At 35.3% G+C, this 15,004-nt stretch carries 9 protein-coding genes; all 9 read left to right on the top strand.

All coding sequences use genetic code 11. From position 1 onward, the window contains the following. Nucleotides 1-3 precede the first annotated feature (3 nt). The 9 genes from ACWGOQ_RS04825 (at nt 4) to ACWGOQ_RS04785 (ending at nt 14,983) form a co-directional block, all read left to right on the top strand. On the top strand, nt 4-1,245 hold the full coding sequence (locus tag ACWGOQ_RS04825; protein WP_452056261.1) for a phage baseplate protein: 1,242 nt from the start codon (nt 4-6) through the stop codon (nt 1,243-1,245). Between the two features lie 30 nt (nt 1,246-1,275). Then, the gene (locus ACWGOQ_RS04820) at nt 1,276-3,693 is read left to right on the top strand and encodes a contractile injection system baseplate wedge protein (protein ID WP_452056262.1); all 2,418 of its coding nucleotides are present in this window, start codon (nt 1,276-1,278) and stop codon (nt 3,691-3,693) included. A gap of 11 nt (nt 3,694-3,704) precedes the next feature. Then, the gene (locus ACWGOQ_RS04815) at nt 3,705-5,333 is read left to right on the top strand and encodes a contractile injection system tape measure protein (RefSeq protein ID WP_452056263.1); all 1,629 of its coding nucleotides are present in this window, start codon (nt 3,705-3,707) and stop codon (nt 5,331-5,333) included. Nucleotides 5,334-5,458: 125 nt separating this feature from the next. Further along, on the top strand, nt 5,459-6,856 hold the full coding sequence (locus ACWGOQ_RS04810) for an ATP-binding protein (protein WP_452056264.1): 1,398 nt from the start codon (nt 5,459-5,461) through the stop codon (nt 6,854-6,856). A 34-nt stretch (nt 6,857-6,890) separates the two neighbouring features. Then, nucleotides 6,891-11,705 carry a hypothetical protein gene (locus tag ACWGOQ_RS04805; protein ID WP_452056265.1) on the top strand — a complete coding sequence of 1,605 codons (4,815 nt, stop codon included), beginning with the start codon at nt 6,891-6,893 and terminating at the stop codon, nt 11,703-11,705. A gap of 277 nt (nt 11,706-11,982) precedes the next feature. Beyond that, a complete protein-coding gene (locus ACWGOQ_RS04800) occupies nt 11,983-12,675 on the top strand; it encodes a hypothetical protein (protein ID WP_452056266.1) in 693 nt (230 codons plus the stop codon). Between the two features lie 144 nt (nt 12,676-12,819). Next, nucleotides 12,820-13,590: an N-acetylmuramoyl-L-alanine amidase gene (locus ACWGOQ_RS04795; RefSeq protein ID WP_452056267.1), complete on the top strand. Its 771-nt coding sequence runs from the start codon at nt 12,820-12,822 to the stop codon at nt 13,588-13,590. Between the two features lie 132 nt (nt 13,591-13,722). Further along, nucleotides 13,723-14,394 (top strand): substrate-binding domain-containing protein, encoded by a 672-nt coding sequence (locus ACWGOQ_RS04790; RefSeq protein ID WP_452056268.1) that lies wholly within the window; start codon nt 13,723-13,725, stop codon nt 14,392-14,394. A gap of 7 nt (nt 14,395-14,401) precedes the next feature. Then, nucleotides 14,402-14,983, top strand: a complete 582-nt coding sequence (locus tag ACWGOQ_RS04785) for a hypothetical protein (protein WP_452056269.1) — start codon at nt 14,402-14,404, stop codon at nt 14,981-14,983. Nucleotides 14,984-15,004 lie beyond the last annotated feature (21 nt).

The following is a 15,004-nucleotide window of genomic DNA, read 5'->3' as shown; positions in this document are numbered from 1 at the left end:
AGTATGGACATTAATAAAAGAAATAGAACCGAACTAAAAGAATTTTTTAACGAAGGAGACAAACCAACGGAAAAGCAATTTTCGGAATTGATCGATGCGAATATCAATCAGATGGAAGATGGTATTGCCAAAGTACCCGGTAATCCCTTGGCGATTATGGCCGAAGGGGACACAGCCGGAACACAGGAGTTATTACACTTATACACGGATTTTAAAGAAGATGCCCCTCATTGGTCAGTAAATATGCATCCAAGGATAAATCCTGAAGCACCTGATACGGCAATCCCAGGATTAAATATCAAGGATGCAGCGGGAAAAAGCAGACTCTTTATACAATCTAATAAAGGGCACTTGGGTTTAGGGACTCTGGAACCCGAATCTAAACTTACTATCCAGGGCGATAACGACACTTCTTTATTATCTGTAATTGATGCCACTCAGCAGCGTGCTAAAATTTTTGAAGTGAGCCAAAAAGAAGGAAATGGTTTAGTATCTGTACGCAATGGAAAAGCAGATGAGTCTGTACATATACAGGGTAATGATATTTCTTTTGAAGATAAAAGAGATACAGCCAATGTAAAATCCGCCAAGATCGCTTCTGAAGAGGATACCCTTAAAATTTATGGAAAATCATCAAATCAAGGAGGTACTAACAGAACTGTAGAAATTGTTGCCGATGAGATAAATATTACCGGAAATGTGTCTATGAACAATTTATCAGCTAATCCTAATTTACAAGACGATACTGAAGCTAGTGATCGTACCATTGCATCACAACGAGCAGTAAAAACATATGTAGATACGCGGTTGCCAAAAGGGCTTATATCCATGTGGTCTGGAAATGAAATTCCTGTTGGTTGGGCATTGTGTGATGGGGCGAATGGAACACCAGATCTCAAAGGAAGATTTATTGTAGGATTAAACAAAAACAGCAACGATTACAATAAAATTGGTAATACTGGAGGTGAAGAGCAGGTAATATTAACCGCAGAACAATTACCTGCTCATAAACACTCAGGAAAAACAAATAGTGCAGGTAATCATCGTCACAGGTTCACAGGTGCTGCAAAAAGGGGTGACGGAGGTGGAACCGGAAGTTCAAATGATTATTACAAGGCCTTCACCAGAGACACACAATTTGCAGGTGAACATACACATGCTTTCGAAACCAATGCTACCGGAGGAAATAAAGCTCACGAAAATAGACCCCCATATTTCGTGTTGGCTTATATCATGAAATTGTAAAGCGTATCTAAGTAAAAATATAGAAGAATTATGTCAAAACCAATCACTATACCTAAGGAAATACCACAAAACTCTGCGTTGAGCTATGATTTTTTGAGAGGAGAAGGGATCAAAACGATCCAGCAGTTAGCAGGAGATAGCTGGACGGATCATAATACACACGATCCAGGAATCACGATTCTGGAACAACTATGCTATACGATTACCGATTTGGCATATCGTTTAGACTATGATATCCAGGATATATTAGGAAATAATCATACTGCACATCAAGAGTTATATAGTCCTGCAACAATACTTAGTAATAGTGCTGTTACCTGGTCAGATCTTCGAAAAGTGATGATTGATATTAAAGGAGTCAAAAATGCCTGGATAGAAAAAATCACTCCCGAAAACGAAGCAACTATAGTTCCTAAAGGACTGTACAGTGTCATTGTCGAAAAAGATGATTTAGTAACCGTAACGAGCGATTTAAGCCAAAGGATTAAGGAACGCTTATTAGCTAGTAGAAATCTATGTGAAGATTTTGAAGACATTAGTGTATTCGACAAACAAAAAATTCAATTAACAGGTACCATCGAAATTTCAGATCAGACCGATGATATCCACAAGGTAGCAGCAGATATTTTATATAAAATACAAACAAACTTATCGCCGACAATTACCTTTTATACAATGCAAGAACTATTGGATCAAGGAAAACGTATGGATGAAATTTTTGACGGCCCTCTTCTGGAACATGGTTTTGTCAATGATGATGAGCTAGAAAAACACGGCAGAAAACTAGAAATTCATGCGTCAGATTTAATTAAGGAAATGATGGATGTACCAGGAGTGGTTACGGTTCAGGAGTTATTGATTCAATCGGGAACAAAGGACGGAAAAAATTGGGTGTTTTATCTGGATCCAACGAAAACTCCTACCCTTAACCTTCAGGACACTTTACAAAGTCTTCAATTTGTGATACGAGGACTTAAAGCTACAATTGATATTACAAAAGTAGTAGCATTGTATCATCAAAAACTAGTCGCCTCCAGAACCAAAAAGAAGTTGCAACCCGTAGAAAAAGACATTCTATTATCGGTGGGTAAAGACAGAGCACTTGCTTCTTATTATAGTTTACAAAACCAATTTCCTGTCAACTATGGGATCGGTGATTCAGGTTTACCGGATTCAGCTCCTGATCTCAGAAAATCACAGGCCAAACAACTTACTGCATATCTCACGCTTTTTGATCAGTTATTAGCCAATAATTTTGCACAGCTGGCAGAATTTCATAAGCTGATTGGATTTGGTAGTAGTGTCCATACTACCTATGCCACACAATCTTTGCTAGGTGTGGTCCCGAATTTGGAAGATGTTTTAGTGAGTAAAGAAAGTTATAAAACCTATTTGGATACCACAGCAACAGATACGGAAGAAGGTGCGCAACGTAAAAATAAATTTTTAAATCATCTGTTGGCTCGTTTTGGTGAAACTTTTAAGACTTATACGCTAGGAGAACAAAAAGAACGAAGTGAAACTAAAAATGATCAACAAAAGCTTATCGAGGATAAAGCAAAATTTTTACAAGCATATCCTGTGGTGAGTGCCGAACGAGGAAAAGGATTTGATTACAGTAAATCACATACGAAAGATGAAAATTATGCAGGACTAAAAAAACGCATTGCTCTAAAACTTGGTATTGCAGAGACAGAACGGTTTTTTATGGTAGAGCATCTGCTCTTACGTCCAAAGGCTAAAGAGAAGCATAGTTTAACAACCTATTTTCAGATTAGGAAGATTAGCAGTTTTGAAGCTGCTGATCTGGAAACGAATACCAAATGTGTTATTTCTGAACATAATTTGGTAGTGGGAGAACAAATACGAATAGCACAAAATGAAACCTATACAGGTGTTTTTACTGTGCAAAGTATAAGTGAAACAAGTTTTGAGATTAATACTCCTTTTCAAGAAACAGGAACTAATGATACCGCCAATTGGCAGCGAACTCAGCCGGATCTAAGACATCATCTTTTTTCAAAACCAATTACTGTATTTGAAGCGTCACCTAATTCAGAACATACTTTCTGCAATGTATCACATATTTTTCAAATAGGGGAAACCATCACGATTGTAGGAGCTCAGGAATATGATGGAACTCATATAGTAACGAATATCACCGATAAAGGTTTTGAAATTGCAGTGCCTTTTGATCAAAACTATTCGTCCGGACGTTTTATGCAAATAGATGAAACCGAAGATATATACTCCCTACAACTAAGTTTTGTTTTTCCCGAAGAAAAAGGAAGATATCAGGATCCGGTATTTCAAAACCATGTTGAAAATACTGTTCGAGAAGAGACACCGGTACATATTACTACCCATATACATTGGGGAACTAACCAGGAAATAGAGGCATTTACCAAAGCTTATCAGAATTTTACGACAGGTATGCAAAAACGTTAATTTATAAGTTTATGAGTCATCTCTCACATATCATCAATAAGCAAATTATCGAAATAGAAGTTTCAGATCAGACGACTACTTTATCTACACAACAAAAGATTAGCCAGTTACATACCAGCCAGCTGCTTCCAATGTTGGGCCGTATGTTTGATGTCCATTTTGGCGCTGATGATACCCATTACCAGATTGATAGATTGACAATTGATTTAGGACAAGTAGCGCTAGCGTCCATACCGAAGGTTTTTGACAAAGAATTAGCAAATGCATTGACATCCATACGAGGTACAAGTCAGATTTCAGTAACCAAAACAGTACCGATTACACCATCTGATATTACAGAAGAAAGAACACCATTTAGAGTAGTAGCCCATTATTTGGATACAGGAAGATTACCTTGGTGGTCAGCTACTCAAAAGAAATCATATTTACAAGAACAGTGGGAGCTGTTGATGCAAAACCCAACTCAGAATTTTAAGAAATTACTCTCACAGTTACATCTTAACGACACACATTTGGATCGGTATCTACACGTATTTTCTGAAGAACAGGTACTACAAACAGCACAATGGATCACAGGTGTATCAGAAAAAGAACTTTACATACTAAAAAATAAGGTAGAAGAGGAAGTTCATAAAATTGGTAAACACAATAGATCTTCTCTGTGGAAAACCGCTTTTTTACGAATCATATATAGTCCCAAATCTGCTCAGGAAACAAAATCAGAGCACTATTATATTCAGAAAACATTACAGGCATTGGGAATTAAAAGTAATAGTAACTCCAATACACCACAATACAAGTTGCTACAAAAGATACAATCCTTGCTAGAAAAGTATCAACAAATAGCACCTCATCATCAAATGCTGAAAGAGGTTACGAAACAATGTAAGAAATTATTACAAACTTCTGCGATCCATAGTGTTCCTGTTAATTTGCTTCGCAAAATCGCTGTTGTATTAGAAGGGTTACAAGAAGAAATTAAAACGTCAGGACCTCATTTCAGTGCTCAGACTGTTAGTTCAAAACTTTGGGTGTCTTTAACAACCCATATAAATACCTTAGATAAAATAGTACAACAAACAAAACCCAAGAACGATACAATACCCATTACAAAGTTACAATCTCAGTTTGAGGATACTGACTTCATCACGATCGATAATGCTGGTTTAGTCTTGTTTTGGCCGTTTTTACCACGATTTTTCGAGAATCTTGGTCTTTTAGCAGATAAAAACTTTGTAGATGAGTCAGCAAAGCATAAAGCGATTTGTGCCTTGCAATATCTATGCAATCCGGATGAATCTGAACTATTTGAAGGATCATTATCATTGCCTAAAATACTATGTGGTGTTCCCTTAACGGAGCCTGTACCACCCATTTTGTTAACTGAAGAAGAAAAACAAATCGCTGATGGTTTGTTAAAGGCTGTGATGCAACAAGGACCATATTGGAAGAATTTATCCATTACAGGATTTAGGACATCTTATCTATGTAGACAAGCTTCCTTTCGTACTCGCGATGATCATTGGTTATTACAGGTACAGAAGGAAACATATGATATCACTTTACAAAAACTCCAGTGGAGTATACAAGCCGTAAAACTTCCGTGGATGGAACGTGCCCTAATGGTAGAGTGGTTGTAAGAGTTTGTTTTTCAGGTGTTAGCATCTAGTAGAAGATTTTGAAAAAAGAATAAAACAGCATTAAGTTCATTGCTGTATGAAGAAAAAAGAATTTTTAAGAAAGTTAAGATAACCAATAAAAGCATATGGAAGTCAGTGTACTAAAAAATGAAAAAAAACCAGAAGTATCGAATGCGATAGTTTTGGAGCAGAACACCAAAGTATTAGAGGCAGAACTTTCTTGGCTCAGTCTCGTACTTCAAACCCGTTTGGAACTGCACTTTCAGCAAGAAACAGCGTATACATCAATTGAGGAATTAGTGCCGCAGAATGTATCAGATAAAGAAGGAAGCTACGCTAGTTTTATACAACAACACAAATTCAACTTCGCAGAACGATTGCTATTGGTTCTGGCTTTGGTTCCTCATATCAAGCCAGAAGTTCTGGACATATTGCTTACCAAAAATAAAGACTACGATCGCCGATATAGTGAATTTGGAGGATTGTTGTTAGAAGGGCATATAGGATTGATCCCAACAGCAGAAACAGCCATGTTCTTACTAGCTGGAGATGATCTTAACAAGCGTCTACAATACCATAGGTTGATTACCGAAGACTTTTTACCAATAGGACTAGGGATGATCAATGTGTTTCGAATTAAAGGAAATAGCCCATTACTGAGTAATATTTGGATGATCACTAATGAATATGTGGCTACTATATTAACCGGCACACCCTATCAAGCAGTTTACAGTCCTGATTTTCCTGCGCAACAGATTCATACCGAGCTATCGTGGCAGGATCTCATCGTCTCTAGATCTACAGCCCGTAGCTTGCAGGAAGTCAGGGATTGGGTGAAGTACGGGCAAACTGTTTTAGAAGCGTTAGAACTTGGTAAACGACTGAAACCAGGATATAAAAGTTTGTTTTTTGGCCCTCCAGGAACCGGTAAAAGTATGGCTGCCGCCTTATTGGGTAAAAGTACAGGCAAGCAAGTCTATAAAATTGATCTGAGTATGACCGTTTCTAAATACATTGGCGAAACCGAAAAAAACCTGGCTAAAGTATTTGATCAAGCACAACAGCACGATTGGATCTTATTTTTTGATGAGGCAGACTCCTTATTTGGGCAACGTACTCAGGTAAGCAGTGCTAACGATCGCTATGGTAATCAAGAAATAGGGTATTTATTACAGCGTATTGAGGATTTTCCTGGAGTAGTGATCTTGGCAAGTAATCTAAAAGACAATATAGATGACGCTTTTACGCGAAGATTTCAATCGATAATAGAATTTGCCATGCCAGGGGTTGAAGAACGCCATCAATTATGGCAACAATCTTTTGCCGAGAAATTACCACTGGATGCAGCAGCAGATCTATGGCATATCGCAGAAAACTATAGCATCTCTGGTGGATTGATGATGAATGTAATACGTAAATGCACACTACAGGCAGTGACTAACAAAGAAGAAACCATCACTCAACTAAGTCTGGAAACCGCCATAAGACAGGAGTTGCAAAAGGAAGGTATTTTATTGAGCTAAGTAAAAAATATAGAACCAAAAAGAAAGGATTAATATGCCACCTGAAAAAGCACCAAAAGAGTTAAAGCCAAAAAACAACAATGCACAAGAAAGTGAAGTACTCGTGGCAGAAGAAGCTGGCGAAGGAAAGGAAACGGCAAGTTTTCAGGATAATCGAGAGCAAAACAAGGTAACACTTCAAATTAAAAAAGGGATAGAAAATGGAAAGAAAAATTCTAGGTTTAAATTTTCGTCTTTCGTAGGAAGAAATAAAACAAAACAGAATAAAGAAGATGCGCCTTATTTTTATACCTGGGACGAAAAAGAAAAAAAGTTTACTCCTTCAAACAAAAAAGTAATAGATGGGAGTGAAATAGTTTTTGCAACAAAAGTAACAAGTAATAAGGATTTTGCACGAATTGGTATAAAAAATGAAGAAGAACACTTTAAATTCGGATATGTGCGTATTGCCGATTTTTCTAATACAAATTTATGGCCATGGTCTTTTGGAGAAACAGGTTTATTAAAACCAATAAACAATGAAGAACTTGAGAATTCTAAAACATACCACAAAGCTAACCACGATTGGTATCTGAATTTTGCAATATTATATGATACTTATAAATCTTTAGATAAAATAGTAGAAGGGAAAGATCAGGTGAAAGCCCAAAAAGCAAAAGAAACACAACACAGAATAGCATTAACTATCCTACAAAATTATGCTAAAACAGCTGGAGAAGGAGGAGCTACGAATAGCCGAGGTAAACAAATAACTGCTTTTAATGAAGGTCATTATTATCATAGAAATGACGGAGGAGGATTGACTAGTAAAATTAATGAGCTTTTAAAAGATAAAATAAAAATAGATAATCCCATACGAGTAATAAGCGACCCTTTTGTTAGAGAAGCGATTGCAAGAAACTTCCCAGTTCTATATACTGAAGAGTCAGCAAATTTGGAAGAAGTCAATACAACTATAGATTCTATCGATAGTTTTAAAGCCTCAATGAAAAATTTGTGTAATAATCACGCAAACAATTTTGTACTCAAAGATGACTTTGTTTTTAATTTCACTAAATACTATGAAAATATAAAAAATAATAACAATTCAGAACAAGAAGCCATAGTTGAAATTCAAGAAAGAATAGCAGAAGCTATAGAAAAATCCATTGAAGAAAATTCATATGTTAAAGAAAATTTATATAAAGATGTAAAGTATAAAAAAGAATTAATTGATGAAGTCGTAAAAAAAATTAAGTATGTAATAGTTACAGAATATGAAGGTATTCACTACCTGGTAGTACTTAAGCCAATATTTAAAGAAAAAGAGCTTTATAAAGAAATTTCACCTGACATTGGCTCTATAAAATGGATGTTAAATCATTCAGGAATGGTAATAGATCCTCTCAGTGCAAAAGAGGCTCTTTTAAAGTTAAGCTCCTTAGAAGAGGTACTTCAAGGCAATACTAATGAGAATGGAAGTAAAGCAACATTACCATTACTAACGTTAGCAACAAAAAATAGTAGTAAAGGTTCTAAACCTAAAACAGCAGAAGACACAACAAAAAAAGTAGCTCCATTTACGTTCAATGATTTTCTAAAACATACCGTATTAAAAAAGTTTAAAGCATTAGAAGAAGAGAAAGATACACTTCCCTATGTGCAAATATATGTACCTGCAACTATTGATTTATTGAATGGACTGAAGGAAAAAATAAATATCGATAAAGAATTCGCGGAAAGAGGTATCAGTAATTTATTAAAGGCTTCTTGCTTCCGAATGCTACTTGCAATGACAGATGCAATTCGTTTTAGCGATAATATGGTTCGTTTTTTAAATCATATTGAAGTAATACATAATCAGATACAAATGATATTAGCTATTACGGAGCCTTATGAGCAGAATGAAGATTTCACCGAAGCCATTCAAGGTATATTAACAGGTTTTTATATGCCAGAAGTGGATGAAGAGGAAGAGAAAGTTGTTGTAGACAAAGAAAAGAAAATAGAAGAAACGCAGCCAGAAAAAACGCAACCAGAAAAAAAACCAAAGAGAAGGGGACCTAAATTTTTTAGACAACTAGATCTAAAACTATTTTCTTCATTTTTTAAACCAAAAAAAGAGAAGCCAAAAGACATACCCAATGAAAATAATCTAATAGTAGTAGAATCGCTACCAAAAGAAAAACCAGTTAAAAAACAAAAAATAACTTTAGGAAATTTATTAAAGCAAGCAGAAATTCAGCACAAGGCTTCTGCGATGCATGCCACATCCAGTGCATTAGCAGCAGCTGAAAAAGAAAAAGGAACGAATCGCCTTAATGTGTTACTATTAGAAGGTAATTATTATGAAGCCGTTGGATATGTTGAGGATAAGGCTAAGAAAGATTTAGGTCTTGTAAAAGAAGCAAAAACATACAAGGTATCTGTTTTAAAGGGAAAAAAACTTGATAAAGTAGGAGCATCATTAGACGAAGCTATAGATGGTGAGGTTAAGGAAAAGTTTGATGTTTTTCTTTGTGATTTTCATCATAATATTTCAACAACTTTACAAGAATATAAGACCGAAAACCTCATCGCTCATGTCCGAAAATTGTTTGAAGAAGATAAAGTAGCACCTAGATTTACGGTAGCTATCGATAGCACCATAGATTTTATACGCTCTAATGATATAAAAGAATTTTTAGCAGCATTCGAAGGAGAAATTACATCCGGAAAATTAAATGTAGTGATTTACAGAAGTGCACAAAAGTTTGATATGCTGGGTTTAGATAATTACTACGGGGGGTATTCTATAACGATAAACAATCGTGAATCATATAAAGAATTTAATGAACGTATTTCAGATCTTCAAGATAATGTTCAAGGATTGGCGCATCAAGGGCTCACGCATTTAAATACGCATGCTAGTGATCATTTAGATGATTATCGCAGAGCCATTATTAAAAATAATAAAATGTTTTACGATAAATTGATGGACGCTGGTTTGGGAGAAGAAGCCAAAGATCATTTTTATATAGTTAAAAACAGTGATCCTAATATGGTTTTTATACATGTAGGAGGAGCATATGCCGATAGAATGTGTAAACGTTTGTTATCTGAATTCAAATCTGTAACTGCCCGTTCTAGTTTTGGATTTGCTACAACTAATTATTCATTTATACCTGGAGATAGAGCACGTATTACAGTAGGTTTAGATAGTGAAGAAACCATTGATCAGTATGTTGACTGTTTTGAGCTTTGGCATAAAATTGGAAAAGAATTTGAATTTTACCTTAAGTATAAAGAAAAAGTACATAAAGAATATTCTACAAGAAAAGAAGCTAGAGCAAAAAAAGCAAGTATTAGCAGGCTATCTTTTGGGAAGGTATTTTCTATTAAAGATTTAAGTGATTATCGTATAGGTCAAATATTGACGATGTTACGAGGTGAGATGAAATATAAAGTTCGTCACATAGAAGAAAAAGATAAACGTATTATAGAAAAAGCAATCACTTATGGGGACAAAGAAGTTTTGAAAACGTATAAAATAGAAAGATGCAAAAAGGGATTTATTATTAGAAAAATTAGTGACAAACATTTGATAGACAAGCATACTCCTAAAACTAGTAAGGAACCTGCTAACAACCCGAATGATGAAAAAGTTTTGGAGATACATAGATATCCGGAAGACTTCGATATTATAGGAGAATTTTATGTATCAGAAGAAACAGAAAATAGTGATTCAATTTCAGAATCTGAATTAGATAAAAACGACGTGTTTACATCAAAAGAACACAAGAAAATAGACAAAACTACCACGAGTGAACCAAAAGAATTAGACAATTTAAAAAATAATAATGCCAACGGAAAGGAAGAGATTAAAGATTTAGTGGAAAAACCGCTAACTAATAAACAAATAGCAAAAAAAATCAAAGCATATCTAAATAGTGCTAACAAAATTAAAGGTCTTTCGGAAAAAGATAAAGAAATGATTCAAAAGGTATTGAACGAGCCTCTATCACCAGAAAAAGAAGATAATAAGCAAGATTCTATTGCTAAAGAAGATGCTATAAAAAGAAAGAATAGAATTGCATATATTCAGGAGGAAAATTGGATGATTAAGGACTATGGAGCTGGTGGAGATTGTTTGTTTTTGGCTATGAATAAGTCAAAAAATACCAAAGCTGCTTTTGAACTACGCAAACGTATTACGGATTATCAGAAAGAACATGGTTTAATAAAACAAGGAGTTGTTGATGCTGAATTAACCCAAATGTTAAGGAGTAGTAGTAATCCGGATATTAAAGGATTATCTAATTTGGCAGAGAAAAGAGAAAATATACCATTAGATGCTTATTATTTGGTAGCTGCTCTACCTGGGATCTGGGCCGGAAGATCAGAGATCAGTGCATATACACTAATGGAAAATAAATCGGTAGTTTATGTAATAGAGTCAGAAGGACTGATTACTGAGTATAAAAACGGAAAAGGAAATAGTAATATAGATAGACTTCCAGATCATGTTTTCAATGATCCTAATACTATGGTGCTTTACAAAACACCTAATCATTGGCAAAGAGTTGAAGGGATAAAAAAAGGCAAAGGAAGTGATACCTATGAGTCTTTAACAACTGAGTCAATTCCTCAATCTAGTAAAGACTTAAGTAATGTCAAAACTCCTCAAATCCGTGATTATGATATTAAGTATATTGAAGATGAACTAAGGAAAGAGTTAAGAAAGGAAGAAAGTAATGTTTCAGTAGGTAATTTGGATGTGAAAAAAATCATTCAAAGCTTGAAGCTTAAAAACTTTGAAGAAAATTACGAAATTGCATGGACTGGTAATGATCGTGCTGGTAAACCTCAATACCATATTGAACGAAAATAAACAACGAAACCAACTCCAGCGCTACGAAGTTGTAAACTTCGTAGCGATAACACTGAGAAAATAAAAGTTTTTATACAGCTTAGTTAATAAGGAAGTAAGTAGCTGCGAAGTCACAGATGTTCGCAAGCGGTCTCCAAAGTCTAGACCTGTCAGGTTTTGAAAACCTGACAGGTCTAGATCATTAGTTTGTCGTAAATTTCCCTTAATTCGCCGTTTTTGTCATATCCATAAGATACGTTCTCTTTTTACATTTGAAAAAAGTAGAAATAACACAATTATGGAAGATAAAAAATCAATGTATTCGCTTAGAAAAACGATTGGAGTCCTGGGGTTAGCATTACCGATATTACTGTTAGTAGCCCATCAGGAATTACTGTCCAGCATGAGTCATTATTATTACACAGCAGGAGGCGTGTTTTTTATTTTAATACTATCCGCTTTTGGCTTGATCTTGATAAATTATAGGGGGTATCCAAAAAAAGAAGGAGAATTGTTGAGTGATCGTTTGATCACTACGATTGCAGGAATATGTATTTTGATTACTGTACTGGTTCCTACCAAATCAGAAAATCCATTAGGAACTTTATTTTTTACAGATGCTCCGTATCTATTTGGTCATCAATCTAACGGTTTGCTGGGAGCAATTCATCTACTAAGTGCAGCTTCATTTTTCTTTTTGTTAGGATATATGAGTTTTTACAAATTTGTTTTAAATCACGAAGCATCTTCGGCAAGAAACAGATTGTTCAGAAGGAGTGGTATGATCGTTTGGGCATCTGTAGCTGCGCTTATCGTGATTTTTGCCATCGAGAAATTGCTAAAAATAAATATGGATGAGATCCTTCCTGCCTATACCTTTTGGTTAGAGTGGGTAGCTGTATATGCATTTGCAGTTGCATGGTTGGTAAAAGGAAAAATTCAGAAGGATATACACGGCGTTATGAAAAAATTGACTATTCGGGATGTATAATGAAACCTTTTTAGGTTTTTAAAACGTAACAGATCTAGACCCTGAATTTGTCGCAATTTTCCCTCTATTTGGCGGTTTCGGGATAGTTTGCAGACATTCATGTTAATACCTTTGATACAATCATAATCATAAATTTAATTAGGTATGAAAGCCACTAGTATAGCTAATCACGAGAAAACTTTTTTTGACACCGGTCGGGATTCAGCTGGCAAGGAATTTGTATTAACTCCTAGTACGGTTCCAATCAAAGGAACTAATGAGACGATGCCTTATATAAGTTGTAGGCAAAAAAATGGAGATACTTCATTTTATGAGCAAGAGAAAAACACAAAAACACAGATTGTACTGCATTATACTGCTGGCTATTTAAAAGGAGATGTGGCGGCTTTGTCTAAACCGAATTATCGGGTGTCGGTACCTTTTATAATTGCTAGAAATGGTTCGATTCTTAATATGTGGTCTTCTGCGTATTGGGCATACCACTTAGGTTCTGGTGCGGTAGGAGGAAATACTAATGGTGCCAAGAGGACTATAGCGATAGAAATGTCTAACATCGGATTTTTAAAACGAATTGGAGATCAATTAGTAACCGTATATAATGATACCGATGTGTACTGTCATATCAATGAAAAACAGTTTTATACAAAACTAGATATACCATATAGGGGAGAACAATATTTTGCTACACATACCACTAAACAATATAAAAGTTTGATTCTTCTGCTACGGTATTTAACCGCTGCATATAATATACCCAAAGCAATCCTGCCAGAAGGTAAGCGGTATGATGTGTTAGCAGGAAACGAGTTGGTTAATTTTAAGGGGATTACGTCTCACGTAAACTATCGATCTTCAGGTAAATGGGATATAGGACCGGCTTTTGACTGGGAAAAAGTAATGCAAGGGCTTATATAAATTAATGAAGTCCAGTCGGAAAATTACCCTTATGTGTCGGATTTGTAATAGTAAATTATGCACCGATCGACGTAATTTTATAAACAAATGATCAAACTAATTGAAATCTATTAAAGAAATAAAAGCACAGATATGAAAAATTTACATAAGGGTATTCTTTCGTTATATATTTTCGTTTTTGTTGGCGGTTGCGGAATTTATGCGCCTAAAAATAAAGAGTTGACTTTGGTTTTATCTCAAACACAACAAACGATCACCAGTCTTGAAGAAAAGATCATCGCCTCTGAAGAAGAAACGCTAAAAGAAGCCTATAAGAAGTTGAGTGCAAAGAGTGCCGTGTTATTTCCTGTTTTAGAGAACTGTAATGATAAGTATGGACTTGCTCCAGAATACGTCACTACTTTACAAGAGACGGAAAAAACACTACGCCGTTTGGTGAAAGAATATGCGACTATGCCTAATAAAGCTTTTGTACTTGATGCTGTATACCAGGATTATGAAGCCAAGTTACAGACCATTAATAATACTGCAAAAAACGATGCAACTACAAAGATTAAGGTGATCGTTAATTCTAGTGAGGACGAAGGATTTTTCGTTTTCGGAAAGTTATCCTACGAGCAAGGACAGCGTATTAAACGTTTCCGGTTTAACCAACCTACCCAAAACGCTGTTCAGGATTTTGTACCTGGGTATTATTTGTTTTGGTTAGAAAAAGGAGATCGTGTAGGAGAGCCCGAACTCCATTTAATTATGAGTAGTAGCGGCGAAGAAGAAAAACAACTGGTATTAAAAACACCAAAATAAAGAAACAATGTTAGTTAATAAATTTAAAGAAGTCTGGAAAGAATTTACACTACTTAGTACTTGGATAGCTTCTGTAGCGGGTGCTTTTATTATACCATTGCCTTCTTGGCATGCTTCAGATGAAAACACCGCTTTTTTAATGAAATTCGGAGTGTTTATTGCAACTGCTTTAGCCGGATTTCTGATTTTATATTCATTAAAGAATAAAGTAATCAGAACCTGGATGCGATTGTCTGTAGAATTCATTATCCTTTTTATTGGTTCGTATGCAACCTACCATTTTGCAAGAGACGCTAAAACATTACCCTACCTAGAAAAAGACATTGTCATAGGACAAGAAATGATACAGGACAATCCGTTTGAAGCATTTGAAATGTCGCACGGATTTTTGCCTGCTAAGAATGAACAGATGATGATCCTACTGGGTGATCCCGAAAAAGCCTGGACTCAGGAGAGTATTATGTGGAATCGAGTAATACTTATGGTACTCTTGTTTCTATGTTACCTATTTTCAGCCGGATTTATTATTTCTTTTTGTAACTTGATGATGCTCTACAAGGATAAGTATACTATCAAAGTAGAAAAATAATAATATGAAATTGGTTATGAT

Source organism: Aquimarina ulvae, from assembly GCF_053613295.3.
Note: the sequence above shows the minus strand (reverse complement) of the source record. Positions and strands in the feature narration are given on the sequence as shown.

Excerpts from the sequence above, each read along its gene's own strand:
- ACWGOQ_RS04790 (WP_452056268.1), top strand. The coding sequence starts at position 13,723 with ATGAAAAATTTACATAAGGGTATTCTTTCGTTATATATTTTCGTTTTT.
- ACWGOQ_RS04810 (WP_452056264.1), top strand. The coding sequence starts at position 5,459 with ATGGAAGTCAGTGTACTAAAAAATGAAAAAAAACCAGAAGTATCGAAT.
- ACWGOQ_RS04820 (WP_452056262.1), top strand. The coding sequence starts at position 1,276 with ATGTCAAAACCAATCACTATACCTAAGGAAATACCACAAAACTCTGCG.
- ACWGOQ_RS04805 (WP_452056265.1), top strand. The coding sequence starts at position 6,891 with ATGCCACCTGAAAAAGCACCAAAAGAGTTAAAGCCAAAAAACAACAAT.
- ACWGOQ_RS04800 (WP_452056266.1), top strand. The coding sequence starts at position 11,983 with ATGGAAGATAAAAAATCAATGTATTCGCTTAGAAAAACGATTGGAGTC.
- ACWGOQ_RS04825 (WP_452056261.1), top strand. The coding sequence starts at position 4 with ATGGACATTAATAAAAGAAATAGAACCGAACTAAAAGAATTTTTTAAC.
- ACWGOQ_RS04795 (WP_452056267.1), top strand. The coding sequence starts at position 12,820 with ATGAAAGCCACTAGTATAGCTAATCACGAGAAAACTTTTTTTGACACC.
- ACWGOQ_RS04815 (WP_452056263.1), top strand. The coding sequence starts at position 3,705 with ATGAGTCATCTCTCACATATCATCAATAAGCAAATTATCGAAATAGAA.
- ACWGOQ_RS04785 (WP_452056269.1), top strand. The coding sequence starts at position 14,402 with ATGTTAGTTAATAAATTTAAAGAAGTCTGGAAAGAATTTACACTACTT.